At 67.3% G+C, this 16,229-nt stretch carries 9 protein-coding genes and 1 tRNA gene; 3 read left to right on the forward strand and 7 right to left on the reverse strand.

The genetic code is table 11. The annotated features are described in order from the left end of the window. Nucleotides 1-35 precede the first annotated feature (35 nt). The 3 genes from KRR26_RS22420 to KRR26_RS22430 form a co-directional block, all read right to left on the reverse strand. On the reverse strand, nucleotides 36-4,370 hold the full coding sequence (locus KRR26_RS22420; RefSeq protein ID WP_217080770.1) for a beta strand repeat-containing protein: 4,335 nt from the start codon (nucleotides 4,368-4,370) through the stop codon (nucleotides 36-38). A gap of 27 nt (nucleotides 4,371-4,397) precedes the next feature. Further along, complete coding sequence (locus KRR26_RS22425) at nucleotides 4,398-5,447, reverse strand: cytochrome-c peroxidase (RefSeq protein WP_217080771.1); 1,050 nt, start codon at nucleotides 5,445-5,447, stop codon at nucleotides 4,398-4,400. Nucleotides 5,448-6,713: 1,266 nt separating this feature from the next. Beyond that, the gene (locus tag KRR26_RS22430) at nucleotides 6,714-7,658 is read right to left on the reverse strand and encodes a haloalkane dehalogenase (protein ID WP_120210723.1); all 945 of its coding nucleotides are present in this window, start codon (nucleotides 7,656-7,658) and stop codon (nucleotides 6,714-6,716) included. 67 nt (nucleotides 7,659-7,725) lie between these two features. On the opposite strand from KRR26_RS22430, the gene KRR26_RS22435 reads away from it, so the two are divergent. From KRR26_RS22435 to KRR26_RS22445, 3 genes are all read left to right on the forward strand, one after another. After that, nucleotides 7,726-8,634: a LysR family transcriptional regulator gene (locus tag KRR26_RS22435; RefSeq protein ID WP_120210722.1), complete on the forward strand. Its 909-nt coding sequence runs from the start codon at nucleotides 7,726-7,728 to the stop codon at nucleotides 8,632-8,634. 296 nt (nucleotides 8,635-8,930) lie between these two features. Beyond that, complete coding sequence (locus KRR26_RS22440) at nucleotides 8,931-9,344, forward strand: nuclear transport factor 2 family protein (protein ID WP_120210721.1); 414 nt, start codon at nucleotides 8,931-8,933, stop codon at nucleotides 9,342-9,344. 133 nt (nucleotides 9,345-9,477) lie between these two features. Beyond that, nucleotides 9,478-11,343, forward strand: a complete 1,866-nt coding sequence (locus KRR26_RS22445; protein ID WP_217080772.1) for a hypothetical protein — start codon at nucleotides 9,478-9,480, stop codon at nucleotides 11,341-11,343. Nucleotides 11,344-11,448: 105 nt separating this feature from the next. Here the strand turns inward: KRR26_RS22445 and KRR26_RS22450 are convergent. The 4 genes from KRR26_RS22450 to dnaG all read right to left on the reverse strand — a co-directional run bounded on the left by KRR26_RS22450 (nucleotide 11,449) and on the right by dnaG (nucleotide 16,064). Beyond that, nucleotides 11,449-11,521, reverse strand: a tRNA-Ile gene (locus tag KRR26_RS22450). Between the two features lie 55 nt (nucleotides 11,522-11,576). After that, entirely contained in the window at nucleotides 11,577-11,933 is a 357-nt protein-coding gene (locus tag KRR26_RS22455) for an MGMT family protein (RefSeq protein ID WP_217080773.1), read from the reverse strand. An 81-nt stretch (nucleotides 11,934-12,014) separates the two neighbouring features. After that, a complete protein-coding gene (gene rpoD / locus KRR26_RS22460) occupies nucleotides 12,015-14,153 on the reverse strand; it encodes an RNA polymerase sigma factor RpoD (protein WP_120210718.1) in 2,139 nt (712 codons plus the stop codon). A gap of 93 nt (nucleotides 14,154-14,246) precedes the next feature. Next, nucleotides 14,247-16,064 (reverse strand): DNA primase, encoded by a 1,818-nt coding sequence (dnaG, locus tag KRR26_RS22465; RefSeq protein WP_217080774.1) that lies wholly within the window; start codon nucleotides 16,062-16,064, stop codon nucleotides 14,247-14,249. Between the last annotated feature and the right edge of the window lie 165 nt (nucleotides 16,065-16,229).

A 16,229-nucleotide genomic window follows, 5' to 3' on the forward strand; every position in this document is an offset into this window, starting at 1 on the left:
GACTCTCCCCATGGGGAATTTGGAAGAAACCGGGCTCACCGCTTCACCTCCGCTCGAGCCGGCGCGAGTGCCGTGGTCCGGGTATTCACCCGCATCGAGAATTGACCAGTGTTGGTTCCGTACGGGTCGACGGTGAGGACGTAGCTGCCCGCCGTGGTCGTGGTGAAATTCACCGTGGACGTCTGGTTGGGATAGGCGGTGGCGCTCGTCAGTTGGGTGCCATCCGGCTTGAGGACGCGGACGCTGGCGTAGTTGGCGAAAGTTCCGCCCGACACCACCAGCGATAGGTTGGCATTCGCTCCCGCTGTGAAGCTGTAGCGGCCGTCCTGGCCAATGCGCGAGGTGTTGAAGGTGACGGCGGCTCCGTCCACCAACACCGTGTCCTCCAGCGTGCGAGACAGCAACAGCCCCACTGACGCAGTGGCCGTTCCGGGCGGGTCCATGGTGATGGAGTACGTGCCCGTCACGGGCAGCACCGGAAGGTTGCAGTTGCCCGGCGCGTTGTAGCCCCCGCAGCCCACGAGCGAGCTGCCGTCCGGCTTCAGGACGCTGATGGAGATGTACTGGCTGGCGGGTACCGTGTTGAGGCTCGACACGCCGAGGCCCAGCCGATCTCCCGCGGTACCCGTGAAGGTGTAGCGCCCGTTCTGTCCCGCCCCGAGGCTCACCGTCGTGACGTCAGCGTCAATCGTGCCCGCGCTGCCGCTGGCCTCTTGAACCAACCGGAGGCTGAGTTGGCCAATGTTGGCGGCATTCGGGTCAACGGTGATGGTGTACGTGCCCGCGGTGGCGGCGGTGAAGTCCAGCGTGTAGCCCTGGTTGGGATAGACGCTGGTGTTCGTCAGCAGGTTGCCATCTGGCTTGAGGACGCGGACGCTGGCGTAGTTGGCGAACGTGCTGCTCGACACCACCAGCGTCAGGTTGGCGCCGACCGCCGCCGTGAAGCTGTAGCGGCCGTCCTGGCCAATGCGTGAGGTGTTGAAGGTGACGGCGGCTCCATCCACCAACACCGTGTCCTCCAGCGTGCGAGACAGCAACAGCCCCACTGACGCAGTGGCCGTTCCGGGCGGGTCCATGGTGATGGCATACGTGCCTGTCACCGGGAGCACCGGAAGGTTGCAGTTGCCCGGCGCGTTGTAGCCTCCGCAGCTCATCAGCGAGCTGCCGTCCGGCTTCAGGACGTTGATGGAGACGTACTGGCTGGCGGGCACCGTGGTGACGCTCGACACGCCCAGGCCCAGCCGATCTCCGGCGGTGCCCGTGAAGGTGTAGCGCCCGTTCTGTCCCGCCCCGAGGCTCACCGTCGTGACGTCAGCGTCAATCGTGCCCGCGCTGCCGCTGGCCTCCTGAACCAATCGGAGGCTGAGTTGGCCAATGTTGGCGGCATTCGGGTCAACGGTGATGGTGTACGTGCCCGCGGTGGCGGTGGTGAAGTCCAGCGTGTAGCCCTGGTTGGGATAGACGCTGGTGTTCGTCAGTTGGGTGCCATCCGGCTTGAGGACGCGGACGCTGGCGTAGTTGGCGAACGTGCTGCTCGACACCACCAGCGTCAGATTGGCGCCGACCGCCGCCGTGAAGCTGTAGCGGCCGTCCTGGCCAATGCGCGAGGTGTTGAAGGTGACGGCGGCTCCATCCACCAACACCGTGTCCTCCAGCGTGCGAGACAGCAACAGCCCCACTGAAGCAGTGGCCGTTCCGGGCGGGTCCATGGTGATGGAGTACGTGCCCGTCACGGGCAGCACCGGAAGGTTGCAGTTGCCCGGCGCGTTGTAGCCTCCGCAGCTCATCAGCGAGCTGCCGTCCGGCTTCAGGACGTTGATGGAGACGTACTGGCTGGCGGGCACCGTGGTGACGCTCGACACGCCGAGGCCCAGCCGATCTCCCGCGGTGCCCGTGAAGGTGTAGCGCCCGTTCTGTCCCGCCCCGAGGCTCACCGTCGTGACGTCAGCGTCAATCGTGCCCGCGCTGCCGCTGGCCTCCTGAACCAACCGGAGGCTGAGTTGGCCAATGTTGGCGGCATTCGGGTCAACGGTGATGGTGTACGTGCCCGCGGTGGCGGCGGTGAAGTCCAGCGTGTAGCTCTGGTTGGGATAGACGCTGGTGTTCGTCAGCAGGTTGCCATCTGGCTTGAGGACGCGGACGCTGGCGTAGTTGGCGAACGTGCTGCTCGACACCACCAGCGTCAGATTGGCGCCGACCGCCGCCGTGAAGCTGTAGCGGCCGTCCTGGCCAATGCGTGAGGTGTTGAAGGTGACGGCGGCTCCGTCCACCAACACCGTGTCCTCCAGCGTGCGAGACAGCAGCAGCCCCACTGAAGCAGTGGCCGTTCCGGACGGGTCCACCGTGATGGAGTACGTGCCCGTCACGGGCAATACCGGCAGGTTGCAGTTGCCGGGTGCGTTGAAGCTCCCGCAGCTCACGAGCGAGCTGCCATCGGGCCTCAGGACGCTGATGGAGATGTACTGGCTGGCGGGCACCGTGCTGAGGCTCGACATGCCCAGGCCCAGCCGATCTCCGGCGGTGCCCGTGAAGGTGTAGCGCCCGTTCTGCCCCGCTCCGAGGCTCACGGTCGTGGCGTCACCGTCAATCGTGCCCGCGCTGCCGCTGGCCTCCTGAACCAAGCGGAGGCTGAGTTGACCCGTGTTGGCGCTATACGGGTCAATGGTGATGGCGTAGGTGCCCGCGGTGGCAGCGGTGAAGTCCAGCGTGTAGCTCTGATTGGGATAGGCGGTTGTGTTCGTCAGTTGGTTGCCATCCGGTTTGAAGACGCGCACGGTGGCGTTATTGGCGAACGTGCCGCCTGACAGCACGAGCGTCAGGTTGGCACCGGCCCCCGCCGTGAAGCTGTAGTTGCCGTCCTGTCCAATTCGCGTGGTGGTGAAGGTGACGGCGTCCCCGTCTACCTGCACGGTGTCTTCCAGCGTGTGAGACAGCAGCAAGCCCGCAGAAGCCGTGGCCGTCCCCGGTGGATCAATCACGACGATGTACGTGCCCGTCACCGGCAGCACCGGCAGGTTGCAGTTGCCCGGCGCGTTGTAGCTTCCGCAGTTCACGAGCGTGCTGCCGTCTGGCTTCAGGACGGTGGCGGCGACGTACTGACTGGCGGGTACCGTGCTGACGCTCGAGACGCCCAGTCCCAGCCGCTCTCCCGCGATCCCGGAGAAGGTGTAGCGCGCGTTCTGTCCCGCCCGTCCCGAAAAGCTCGTGGGGGCGCCGTCCTTCTCCATCGTGCCCGTCGCGGCGCGAACCAGCGAGAGCGACGCGCTGAAGCCCGTCGTCGGGTTTCCAGGTCGCAACACGGCGGTCCAGACACCATCCTGGAGCGCCGCCGGGAGATCGAAGACCCCGCCCGCGGCGGCAACGCTGAAATTGGTGACGAGTGCGCCGGTGGAGTCATAGATGCGCAGGCTCCCGGAGGCCGTGCCTCCAAGGGTCACCGCGGTCACCACGAGGCTCACCTGTTCCCCACGCGCCACCGGGAAGGTCAGCAGCGCTTTGCGTGTCGCATCCGCCAGCGTGATGTCCACCGGAGCCCCATCCACCGCCGGCTGCATCCGCGTATCCGAGCCGCTCGGCAGCTCAGTCGTCGGAAGCACCATGAAGTCCTCCGTGCTGGTCGCGCTGCCGTAGGGGGTCGAGACTCGCACTCGCCCTGTCGCTCCCAGCCTCGACACCGTCGCCTCCAACTGCGTGGAGGTGGCGGACACGACGTACGCTTGCACGTTGCCGATGAAGACCCGGTTGTTGATGAGGTCAGGATTGAAGTCCGTCCCTGCGATCGTGACCTTGGTTCCCGTCGCTCCGCCCACGGGGGTGAAGCCTGTGATGACAGGGGCCGGGGCGGGGGCCATCACCACGAAGTCGCTGTCGCTGGTGGCCGTCTTTCCATGGGCCTCCACGCTCAGCTTGCCAGTCGTGGCTCCCGTGGGCACCGTGACCACGAGCTTCTGTGCGCTCGCCGCGTTGACCGTCGCATTCACGCCGTTGAGGCGCACCGTGTTGTTGGCGGGAGTGGGGTCGAAGCCCGTTCCAGTCATGGTCACCACGGAGCCCGGCGGGCCCACGTTGGGCGTGAACTCGAAGATGCCCAGGTCGGTGGCTGCAAGGCGTTTGATCTCGAGGATGTTGCCGCCCTCGTCATAGACATACTGGGCGCTGGCTCCCTGGCTGTCATAGACAGCCACCAGTCGCCGGGCCTCGTCATAGGCATACTGAATGGGAGGCCCCGCGTCCGTGGAGCCGAGGGATTGCGCCACCCGATCGGGTTGAGGTGAGGGGGGAGAGAGATTCTCGCCGCCGCATGCGGCGAGCAGGAGGGCACACCAGAGCACACGAATGCCCAGGCGGCGCTCCATGGTGGAACGCTTCACGGGAAACTCCTTTTCTGTCTACGCGGGTTAACGAACGGTAGGCGCCGCGGCCGTTCTGCCCGGAGGCGTTCCGGGACTCGTCAGCGCCTGAAGGAACTCGACGAGGTCCATACGCTCGGCAGGGGTCAGGTCCCCCACCCGCAGGCCCTCGTTGACGCGGTAGTACAGCTCTCGCTCGACTGCCTGGGCCAGCGTGGGGACGCTGCCGTCGTGCATGTAGGGGGCCGTCACGGCGACGTTGCGCAGAGAGGGCGTGCGGAATCGGCCAATGTCCGCCGTCCGCAGGGTGGCCACGTAGCGCCCCAGTGCCGCGACCTCCACGCGCGCTGGCACCGCGGCACGTCGAGCCTCGGAGGGCATGCGCGCGGCGTCTCGCGCGGCAGCCGCCAGCCGAGGCACGAGCGCGGGGAGCACCTCGCCGGCATGGTATGCGCCGTCCGTCAGGGCACCTTCTTCCAATCGGTGGCAGCGAGCACAGCCGGCACGTCCGGAGAACAGGGCCAGTCCGCGGCGTTGAGCGGGACGGAGGGCCTCGATGTCACCTGCCAGGTAACGGTCGAAGGCGGAGGGCGCAGGGACCAGCCCGCGGACATAGCTTGCAAGCGCTTGAGCCACCCGCTCCGGCGTCACTTCTCCGCCGGGAAAGACACGCGCAAAGCCGGCCGCATGACGTGCACGCACTATCGCGACAGCGGCGTTCATGTCTGCGAAGCCATGTTCCTCGGGCGTGGTGAGCGGGTCGATGACCAGTTCTTCCAGCGATGCGCGGCGCCCATCCCAGAACAGCTCGCGAAGCCGCCCCGCGCCCATCAACCCCGGAGCGTTGCGAGTCCCCCGACGACCAAGCACGCCAGCCGTCACGGATTGACTGTCGGCGAACGCGGCATCAGGCCGATGACAGGTCGCGCAAGCCACCGTGCCATCGGCGCTCAAGGCGGTGTCGAAGAAGAGGGCCTCGCCCAGCGCCGCGGCGGCTCGGGAGCTGGTGGGGGCCGGCTGCCCCTCGGCGAAAGCCAAGACGGGTGTGACGAGGAGGATTCCCGCCCAGATGGCGCTCCCGCACAGCGCTCGGATCATGGGCAATACCCGCCCAAGACACTGGGGCGCCTGCGGCCCGCTGCTCCCAGGCGCTGCGCCTATCTGTCGCTCGACGTGCAGTGGATGAGGAATGAACAAGGCTGTGGCCCAGGGCAACCCAGGAGGCGAGGGGGATACTCCAGACAGACGCCGAGGCGGAGCAAGCGAGGGCGAGAACCGTGCATATGTCCTGCGGAGGAGCGCGGACGACGATGTTCGACTTCGACGTGTTCGCATGAGTGTGTGTAGAGACAGACGGTGGGGCTGGCTCACGGATACGATGCGAGGAGTCCCTCCAGGCTGCGAGGTGTGGAGATTCAGGTCGCCCGGGAGAATTGAGCCAGGTTTCTACTGAGAGTCGCTTGGGCGGAGCCCCGCGCGTGCTGCGTCGGCACAGGCCGAGCGCACTGTTTGGGTTGCCCCGTCCGCGCCCCTTGTCGATTCCTTCGCTCCAGTTCTCCCCCCCCGCGACATGACTGCTTCCCGCCTATACGCCGCCAGTGGGGAAGTCTGGCTATTTCTACCAGTCAGGAGATTGTCCTTGACCCGATGCGCGCTTTTGCCGAATGGCCGGAGCTTGAGAGGTTCCAGTTGAGCGGGACAGGCACACCGATGCCGCGGTGGAATCTGCTGCGTGAGGAGTGGGGGCGGGGATGTTGGAGGTGCCCCCGTCAACTCGGACAGGTCGGGCTGCTCACTCGCGGCGAGGGATGCATGACCTGGGCGCTGTCATTGGGACAGGTCCCGGGTCGCGCCCTGGCAGGGGACAGCGTCTCCGATGTGAACGGGTCGCGGGTCGTCTTCGCCGGAGGACGACTGTGTACAGGGTTGAGGCGCACCTGGCTTGCGGGCAGTCACTTGCTCGCGTCGCGCGAGGATCGACGGGAGTCGATGACGCACTCGGTGCGTGACGCGAAGTGACGTTCAAGCGCCGTGGGGCAACAAGAGCGCGATCCCTTGTTGCGCTTCATCTCCAACGAGACGGTGACCGGCGGCTTCGAGACACGGCTCATCCACTCTGGAGGAAAGCCCGCAGGTGCCGCGCACACGGCCGCGCCAGCGCGTAGCGAATCGCCGCCGGCGCTTGCTGTTCGTGGCCTTGGGCATCCTTCGGTGTCTCGAGGGTATTCGTCGCGCCGGCCCATGTCGCGCCGGAGACGCCCACGCAGAACGGCGCCGATGCTGCTTGCTGTTGCCTGGACTGCACGTGTGCATGCCCGCCCGTGATGGCACGGGCGGGCATGATGGATTCAGCGTGTGCTGTACTCACCAACCGTGGCGGTCGAGCCAGCTTCGGAGGGTGCGGGCGATGTCGTCGGGCACGTCCTCTGGGGCGTGGTGTCCCGCCGGGCTGAGCGGGACGATTTCGAGGCCTGGCAGGGTGGTGCGCACCCACTCGATGATGCCCGGTGCGCTGAGGCCGGTATTGCCGAACGTCAGGAAGAGGGCCGGCTTGGGGGAGGGTTGGGCAAGCCATGCGGCGTTGTGTTCGACGACGGCGACCACGTCCGCGGGCTCGCCGTCGATGGGAATCTCACGCGGCCACTGGAGCATGGGGCGGCGTGACTCGGGAGTCGGGAAGGGGGCGGAGTAGGCCTCGCGGGCGCTCTCGGTGAGGCCCGTCTTGACGCCATTGCCGAGGGAGCGAGGGAGAAACTCGTTCTGCTCGAGGACCATTTTCTCGCCGACGCCGGGCGTGCGCAGCGCGCGGAACATCTGCTCGCCCTGGGCAGGCCAGTCGCTCCAGTGCATCGGGCGGAGGAACGTCTCGAAGACCACGACGCCGCGCACGCGGTCCGGGTGGCGCGCGGCCCAGTCCAAGGCGAGCACGCCGCCCCAGTCATAGCCGACGAGCACGACGTCGTTGAGCTTGAGCGCATCGAACCAGGCGTCGAGGTAGCGCGCATGGTCTGCGAAGCGATAGGCGATGTCGGGCTTGCCGGAGCTGCCCATCCCGATGAGGTCGGGCGCGAGGATGCGGCCCCGGTCGGCGAGCTGGGGCGTCACGTTGCGCCACACGTACGAGGACGTGGGGTTGCCGTGGAGGAACACGATGGGCGAGCCGGTGCCTTCCTCGCGATAGGAGATGAAGGAGTCGAGGACAGGAATCTGGCGGAGAGTGGACATGGGCGTGTGTTGGGGGAGGACGGTGGGAGCGGAGTGGCACGCGATGAGCGCGCCGATGACGAGACAGCCAAGCAGTCTGTTCATGGACGCAATATGCGGCCGACGAGACATTCCTGGCAGTGATGATTCGTGACGAGTAACATCACGGTTCATGAGCATTCAGATCGGGGCCATCGACCTCAATCTCCTCCTGGTCCTCCACACCGTGCTGGCCGAGCGCAGCGTGGTCCGTGCGTCCGAGCGGCTCCACGTCACGCCCTCGGCCATCAGCAACAGCCTGGCGCGACTCCGAGCCCTGCTCGGGGACCCGCTCGTGACGCGCAAGGGGCGAGGCATCGTCCCCACGCCGAGGGCGCTCGCGCTGGCGCCTGCGATCGGACGAGGTCTGCGTGAGATGGAGCTCGCGCTGCACGAGGTCCCATTCGAGCCGCTCCGGTGCAAGCAGACCTTCACCTTGGCCGTCTCGGATGCGGGGCAGCTCACGTGGGTGCCACGCATCGCGGCGCGGATGCGAGAGGAACTGCCGGACGCGCGGCTGAAGGTGGTAGGGATTGATTCACTCGTCTCGTTGGGGGACTTGGGGGCGGGACAGGTGGACTTGCATCTGGGGCTGGCGGGGCAGGGGGCGGGGCTGCACTTCGAGCCGTTGCTGACGGAGCGCACGGTGCTTGTGGCGGGCCGAGGGCATTCGACATCGGGCAAGCGGCTGACGGCGCGGGCGTTGGGTGAGCTCCACCATGTCCACGTGGACATGGTTCCAGGGAAGAACTTCGGTGACGCGGTGGGGGCCGCCTATGCGCGGGCAGGTATTCCACGTGCGGTCGTCATGACGGTGCCCACGTTCACCGCGGCGGCGGCGGTCGTCGCGGCGACGGAGTTGGTCGCGACGTTTCCGGAGTCACTCGTGCGGGAGCAGGGGGCACGTCTCGCAGTGCATCCGGTCGACGCGCCTTATCCCGCGCGCTCCGTCAAGATTTCGATGTGCTGGCACGAGCGAACCCACGTGGACCCAGCGGCGCGCTACTTTCGCGAACTCGTGAGGCGAGGCGTCCTGCCGTGACGATGGCGGGCATGACACCGAGTGGCTCGTCGCGATGCGCAGCGCCACCATCCGGCGATGAGGAGGCGCGGGTGGCACCCCAGGCTGGGGCCAGGCAGGAGCTGTGGACTGGGCAGCGCTGCCGAGGAGGCCGCGTGACGCTGCAAAGGAGAGAAGCAGACGCCGCTGTCTGGCTTCACCTTTCAGGACATGCTCAAACGCAACACGTGCTCACTCGCCTTGCTGTCATCCCCGCCGTCGCGATGTTGATGACTGCCTGTGTTCGCGACGCAACTCCCCGCTGGAGCCCACCGCCCATGGCCCCCCAACACCCCCGTGAGTCAGAGGATGTCCGTGCCCTCCTCGCCCTCGAGGCGTCCATCGTCCGCGCCATCCAGGCCCGCGACACCCAGGCCCTCCAGGAATTGATGGCCCAGGACTTCGTCTTTCGCGGCGCGGGCGACGTGGAGACGGACCTGACGGCCTTCCTCGCCAACATCGCCGCCATCCCCGGCACCATCGTCTCCGTCGAAGCAGACACGGTGCGCGCCCATGTCTTCGGCGACACCGGCGTGCTCACCGGCACCCAGCGGGCCCGCGTGCGTCTCCCCGATGGCACCGAAGTCACCGACGTGGGGCATTTCACCGACGTGTGCCAGCGTCGCGACGGTCACTGGCGGGTCGTCCTCGCGCACAGCCTTCCCGCACCCCCTCCTTCGAACCCCGATTGACGCAGGGGTAGCACTTCCTTCCCCACCGCCCTGACGATCCGGCCCAGGGCCCTCCCAGCCTCCTCAACGGGGACCTCCCATCGTATACCGTGTGACGGGATGACCCGCAGCGTTCCCCCCGCGAGATTGAACCATGCCAGTCCTCAAGTGTGTCCAGTGCCAGGCCGTCACGGTGTGGAAGCAGCCCCGCTTGGCCTGCGACAAGTGCAAGCAGTGGATGGCACCGCAGGGGAGGATCATCGCCCAGAACTCCCACCAGTCGGGAGACACGTATGGCGTGGGCATGGCGCTGCTCGTCGAATCCACCAGCGAACTGCTGTTCCTCACCTCGCCCGAGGACAAGGGCTGCATGGAGAAGCTGGCCTATTACTCGGGGCTCGGTATCGAGAAGGAGCGCCTCGGGGTGCTCGTGCTGTGCACGGAGAACCTCGATAACGACATGGATCCGCAGGCACTCGCCGCGCTCCAGCGGATCGCCACCGTCTACGGCTGCGCGGTAGGTACCAAGCTCGTGGATGGCCAGCTCGTCCGCGCCTGCGAGCCGAATCAGCTCTATCAGATGATGGTCAACCCAGGCCTCTTCGATCGGGACAAGAACCGCAGCCGCAGGACGGACCAGAGCCTCCTTCAGCACAGCCACCGCGCGGCGCACCTGCCCTACCTCGACCCCAAGAATCGAGCCCACGTCGCCGAGGTGGGCGCTAGCACGCGACTCGCCGCCGAGCACATCCGTGCCGACCTCAAGAAGGTCTTCAAGAAGGTCTGGCTGTCGGTGGCCGCGAGCGCGGATCGGATCGACACGAACAACCTCGCGCAGAATGTCGCCACCCAGATGGTGGACGGACTCGTCAAACAGCGGCCAGCGGGCGTGATGCTGCTCTGGGTCCGCAGCCTGAGCGCGGCCGAGCGCAACGAGCTCAAGGAGGGCCTGGGCAAGGGCGATCGCATGTTGCTCAAGACGCGCCGCGAGGCGGGGCTGCCGATCGACGCTCTCTTCTGGACCCTGTCGAAGAAGCGCAACCCGCAGCACCTGATGACCCCGCAGCTCTTCGAGACGCTCCGCTACCTGGCGGAGATGATGAACTACGCGGTCGTGCCCATCGGGGACGAGGTGCTCTTCGACGAGTACCTGGCCGCCAGCGATGAAGCCAAGGGCCAGGTCTTCATTGGCACCACCGAGCACAACCTGATCAACTTCTGGGACCGGGAGGGGCTTCAGTGGTTCAAGGGCCCCGAGCGGCGCATCCGGCAGCTCTTCCTGCTCTGGCACCTGTTCCGGCTGCTCGCACGGCGGGGCATCCCGCTCGTGCAGGTCGGCCTCCGCTCGGGCGAGATGGAGAAGGCGGCCTACCTCGGCGTCCCCACCATCTACCTCGAGGAGGCGGTATCGGAGACGGGCGCGCGCATGCTGCCCGTCACCGTCGGCGGTGCATACGCGAAGGACGCGGAGCCCTCGGCCCACGCCAAGACGTGGTGGCAGGACGCCAACAAGCTGGACAAGCTCGTCTCCGGAAAGCTGCGCGAGGACCTCGAGAGCGCCAAGGCGAAGCTGCTGGCGGGAGACGGGAAGGCGTTCTGGGAGCAGCGGGTCCGCCAGCTCCGCACGTCCATCAAGGACGGCAACAAGGACCTCCAGCAACTGCGCACTGACCGTGGGGCGCACACGGCCACCCAGCTCAACACCTTCCTGCACGCCGTGACGGACCACTCCCCGATGACGAAGGACTCCAAGGGAGGCCTGCCGTTCTTCTTCCGGCTGACCACGAAGAACGTGGTGGGACTCTACGGCGCGCCCTCGCGCGGGGACGTGTTCAAGGTGCGGACGTGGTTGCGCGGGAAGTTCGAGGAGGATCAGCCCGCGAGCGACTGCCCGGACGCCCTGCTCCGGGGAACGCTCACCGAGTCGGAGATCGACCTCGCCTACAACACGCTGCTCAACATCCAGAGCGGCTTCGGCGACTACCTCAAGAGGTTCTTCCCGAGGGCCTTCCTGGCCTGAGCGCCGCGAGTCAGCGCCGCGAGCCTCGGCGCAACGCGGGGGGCTCAGAGAGCCCATGGACACGCCCACCACCACCGGCCGAAGCGCTGCGAGGCTTTGAGGGAATGGGCCCTCCTGGATTCGAACCAGGGACCAATCGGTTATGAGCCGACAGCTCTAACCGCTGAGCTAAGGGCCCTCATCACGCGCGAGGCTGAGTATCGCTCCGCGCGCGGGGCTGGCAAGAGGGCCCTTCAGTCCAAGGCCTGCGGCGGCACCTTCACGCGATAGCCACCGTCGCGCGCGTCCACCTGGAGCCCCTCGGCGCGCAGCAGGCTCGCCTGCCGGTCTCCCACGGGCGACGCGAGCGTCCCGTCCGCGCGGACCACCCGCCACCAGGGCACGTCCTTCTTCGCGAGCTCCGGGGGCAGCATGCGCATCTCCCTCCCCACCGCCCTCGCCGCGCCGGGCTTGCCCGAGTACAGCGCCACCTGTGCGTATGTCCGCACCTGTCCACGCGGAATCGCGCGCACCGCGCGCCTCACGGCCTCGGAGAAGGGCAGGGGAGGGGACGCGGGAGCCTTGGCTGACTTCGTCTTCTTCTGGGCCACGCGCGGACTCTAGAAACACGAAGGCCCCCGGTCCACGACTTGGGAACGGGGGCCTGGTGCTTTCACGCGGGGAGGCGCGCGTCAGCTCTCCACGAAGGAGCGCAGCCGCTTGGAGCGGCTCGGGTGGCGCAGCTTGCGCAGCGCCTTGGCCTCAATCTGACGGATGCGCTCGCGCGTCACTTCGAAGTCCTGACCCACCTCTTCCAGCGTGTGGTCGCTCTTCTCGCCGATGCCAAAGCGCATGCGCAGGACCTTCTCCTCGCGCGGCGTCAGCGTGGCCAGCACCTTGCGGGTCTGCTCCGCCAGGTTCATGTTGATGACCGCGTCCGCCGGCGACACGAGGCTCTTGTCCTCGATGAAGTCGCCCAGGTGGCTGTCCTCTTCCTCGCCAATCGGCGTCTCGAGGGAGATGGGCTCCTTGGCGATCTTCAGGACCTTGCGGACCTTGTCGAGCGGCAGCTCCATCTTCTCCGCGATCTCCTCGGGCGTCGGCTCGCGGCCAATCTCCTGCACGAGGTAGCGGCTGGTGCGGATGAGCTTGTTGATGGTCTCGATCATGTGCACCGGGATGCGGATGGTGCGGGCCTGATCCGCGATGGCGCGGGTGATGGCCTGACGAATCCACCAGGTGGCGTACGTCGAGAACTTGTAGCCGCGCTTGTACTCGAACTTGTCCACGGCCTTCATGAGGCCGATGTTGCCCTCCTGGATGAGGTCCAGGAACTGGAGGCCACGGTTCGTGTACTTCTTCGCGATGGACACCACGAGGCGCAGGTTCGCCTCCACCAGCTCGCTCTTGGCGCGCTCGGCGCGCTTCTCGCCCAGGCGGATGGCGTCGTAGTTGCGGCGCAGCGCCTCGTGGGGAAGGTTGGCCTCCTCCTCCACGCGCTTGATCTTCCGCACCGCGGTGCGCACGTCGCGGTCGAGCATCTCCAACTGCTCAGGGGTGAAGTTGAGCTGCTTCTGGAGCTTCTTGGCGATGGTGGGGTTCTCGCGCGACTCCTTGAGCTGGGGACGCAGCTCCTTGACGGACACGCCGTAGCGGCGCTCCAGGTCACGGATCTCGTCCTCGGCCTTGTCGACGCGCTCGATGAGCGCCTTCAGGTTGATGACGATGCGGTCCACCTGCTTCTTGTTGAGCCGCATCTCCTCCAGGACCTCCATCATCTTGGTCCGAAGGTCCTTCACCTCCTGCTTCAGCTCCTTCTTGCGCACCTCGGTGAGCTTCTTCTTCGAGGCGAGCTCTTCCTCCAGCACCTCGCAGTCCTTGGCGAACTTGCGGAAGCGCTCGATCTGCTTGCAGATCTGCTCGATCTTGTTCAGTTCGCTCTGCGCGAGCTGCGCCGGAGCGCCCTCACCGTCCACGCCCTCCTCGGTCGGCTCCTCGCCACCCTCGGCGTTGGTCTCCTCGGGCGCGTCCTTGATGACGTCGCGCACGCGCAGCTTGCCCGTCTTCAGCCGGTTGCCAATGTCGAGGATGTCCGCCACGGCGACGCGGCAGGCGAGCAGCGCGCGGAGGACTTCCTTCTCGCCCTCCTCGATGCGCTTGGCGATCTCCACTTCGCCCTCGCGCGTGAGCAGGCTGACGCTGCCCATCTTGCGCAGGTACAGGCGGACGGGGTCGTTGGACTTGCCACCCGGCTCGTCGTCCTCGTCCTTCTCGTCCTCGTCGGCCTCTTCCTTCTCTTCCTCGACGGCGACGGTGGGCTTGATCTCGTTGGACTGCGCGGCCTTCTGCGCGTCGACAATCTCGATGTCGTTGTCGCCGAACATGCTCATCACGTCGTCGATCTGATCCGACGACACGATGTCCGCAGGCAGGGCGTCATTGACCTCGTCGTAGGTGAGGAACCCCTTCTCGCGCCCAGCGGCCAAGAGGTCCTTCACTTCCTTGCGCTCGGCGACGGGGTCCTCCTCGACGTCGTCCTCGACGGCGTCCGGGTCCACCTCGACGGCGGCGGCGGCCTCCTCGGCGGCCTCCTCGGGGTCCACGTCGTCGGCGATCGCCGCCACGCCCTTCTTCTTCTTCGTCTTCTCGGTGGCCTCAGCGGTAGCGGCAGCGGCCTCCTTCGCGACGGCCTCCTTCTCCTCGGCGCCCGCCTTGGCACCCTTCGCCACCGCCGCCGCCGGAGCGTCCGGAGCCTTCTTCTTGCGGATCACCGGATCCACCTTCTTCTTGGTGGGCTTCACGGACCCCTTGGAGGGCTTCTGCGTCGGCATTCGGGTACTTCTCCTTGAGGAAAATCAGATGCTTGAGGCCTGGGGCGAGCCGGCCGATCTACCGCAAAGTCGAGGTTTCTTACAAACGCGAACTCAAACCGGTTGCATTGGGGCCTTTGTTCCCGCTCCGGATGGGCGCAACTCGTCCTCGATGCGCTTCTTGAGAGCCAGCAGCTCGATGCGCTCGGCCAGGAGCTGGCGAGTCTCCTCCGTCAAATCAAACGCCCCCGGCGTCTGCTCTGTCGCACGCTTTATATAAACGAGCCGCTCGGCGATCCGCCGCAGCATGATGTCTCGGCAGACAAGGATGAACTCGCTCTCCAGGGCGAGTCCTCCCTCGGAGAGCCGCCGCCATGCCGCGTCGATGGCCTTCTTCACCAGCTCACTGGTCTCGAACAACGCGTCGCTCGTCCCGCGTCCCGAGGTGGCGTGAGCCAGCACCACGCGCAGCCCCATGTGGGAAAGTTCGTCACACACGCGGAACGTGTCGCGGGCGAGCAGGCGAGGCTCGCGCAGGATGGCGGCCACGTAGAGCGCTTCGCTCTCGGGAGGAGGGCGCTCGGCGACCGGGCGGGGCGCGGGGCGGGCCGTGGCCTCGTGGGCGGGTGGGGCCGGGGGCGCGGGCGGAGGTGTCTTGGCGCGCAACGACGTTTCAATCTGGGCCGGCTGCCAGCCGAAGTGGTCCGCCAGCGAGCCAAACAGCGCGGAGCGCACCAGCCCCGGGGGAACCTGGACGGCCACGGGCTTGAGCCGCTCCAGCGCGGCCATCTTCTCCTCGAAGGTGGCCGCGCGGCCTTGCGGCAGCAGGGTGGCGAAGAGGTAGGTGGTGAGGGGCTGGGCGGCCTCCAGGAGGCGCTCCACGCCCTCGGCGCCCTCCCGGCGGGCGAAGGTGTCCGGGTCGTCTCCCTGGGGCAGCAAGGCGACGCGGGTGGGCGCGCCGGCGGCGAGCAGCGGGCCGGCCAGCCGCTCGACGGCCGCGAGCCCCGCCGCGTCTCCGTCCAGGAGCAGCACGAGGTCGCGTGCCTCGGCGCGGCGCAGCACCTGGAGGTGGCCCGCGGTCAGGTTGGTGGAGCACAGGGCCAGCGCGTGCTTCACGCCCACCTGGTGCAGCCCGATGCAGTCGAAGTAGCCCTCGACGAGCACCGCGGCCTTGCGCTTGCGCAGCTCGTCACGCGCCTGGTCCATCCCGAAGAGCGTCTCGCTCTTGTTGTACAGCCGGGACTCGCGCGAGTTGAGGTACTTGGGCCCGCCGTCCTCCACGCCCACCACGCGGCCACCAAAGGCGATGGGGCGGCCCTCTGGCGCGCGGATGGGCACCATGAGGCGGCTGCGGAAGAAGTCGAAGCAGCCGTCGCCGGAGTTGCGCTTGAGGACGAGGCCCGCCTTCATGCCCCACTCGAGCATGCCGTGCTTCTGGAAGCGGTCCGCCAGAAGACTCCAGGCGTGGGGCGCCCAGCCGAGACCAAACGCGTGGGCCACCTCGTCGGAGACGCCGCGGCTGTGCAGGTAGGCGCGGGCGGCGCGGCCCTCGTCCTCCTGCCAGAGCAGCGCGCGGAAGTGCTCGGCGGCCATGTCCGTGGCGGACTTGAGCTCCTGGCGCTCGCGCATCCCGGGGTCCTGCGCCGCCTCGAGGTCAATGCCTACCTCGCGGGCCAGGTCGCGCACCGCGTCCAGGAACGTCTTGCCCAGGTAGCGCTGGACGAAGGAGACCGCGTCGCCGCTCGCCCGGCAGCCGTGGCAGAAATAGAACCGCTTCTCCGGCACCACGTAGAAGGACGGCGTCTTCTCCTGGTGGAAGGGGCAGCGGCCCTTGAACTCGCGGCCGGCCTTCTTCAGCTCCACGTGCCGGGAGATGAGCGTGACGATGTCGACGCGCTCGAGGACTTCTTGAATCTTGTGTTCGGGAATCACGCCTTCCCCCCCGCGGCTCGCGCTGGCCAGGGCGCCTGGGAGGCATCCTTCCAGCCCGGCCTGACGTCCCCCGGAGAGCCTCCACCCGCACAGGCGCTCCCCGCTCGGGCGGTGGGCGGCCCGTGGTGGGCGGACGCGGAGGAGGGGATGGGCACGTTCACGGAC

It is taken from the genome of Citreicoccus inhibens (genome assembly GCF_019039035.1).
Classification (GTDB): Bacteria; Myxococcota; Myxococcia; order Myxococcales; family Myxococcaceae; genus Citreicoccus; species Citreicoccus inhibens.

Excerpts from the sequence above, each read along its gene's own strand:
- KRR26_RS22440 (WP_120210721.1), top strand. The coding sequence starts at position 8,931 with ATGGCCCCCCAACACCCCCGTGAGTCAGAGGATGTCCGTGCCCTCCTC.
- KRR26_RS22435 (WP_120210722.1), top strand. The coding sequence starts at position 7,726 with ATGAGCATTCAGATCGGGGCCATCGACCTCAATCTCCTCCTGGTCCTC.
- rpoD (WP_120210718.1), bottom strand. The coding sequence starts at position 14,153 with ATGCCGACGCAGAAGCCCTCCAAGGGGTCCGTGAAGCCCACCAAGAAG.
- KRR26_RS22445 (WP_217080772.1), top strand. The coding sequence starts at position 9,478 with ATGCCAGTCCTCAAGTGTGTCCAGTGCCAGGCCGTCACGGTGTGGAAG.
- KRR26_RS22425 (WP_217080771.1), bottom strand. The coding sequence starts at position 5,447 with ATGATCCGAGCGCTGTGCGGGAGCGCCATCTGGGCGGGAATCCTCCTC.
- KRR26_RS22430 (WP_120210723.1), bottom strand. The coding sequence starts at position 7,658 with ATGAACAGACTGCTTGGCTGTCTCGTCATCGGCGCGCTCATCGCGTGC.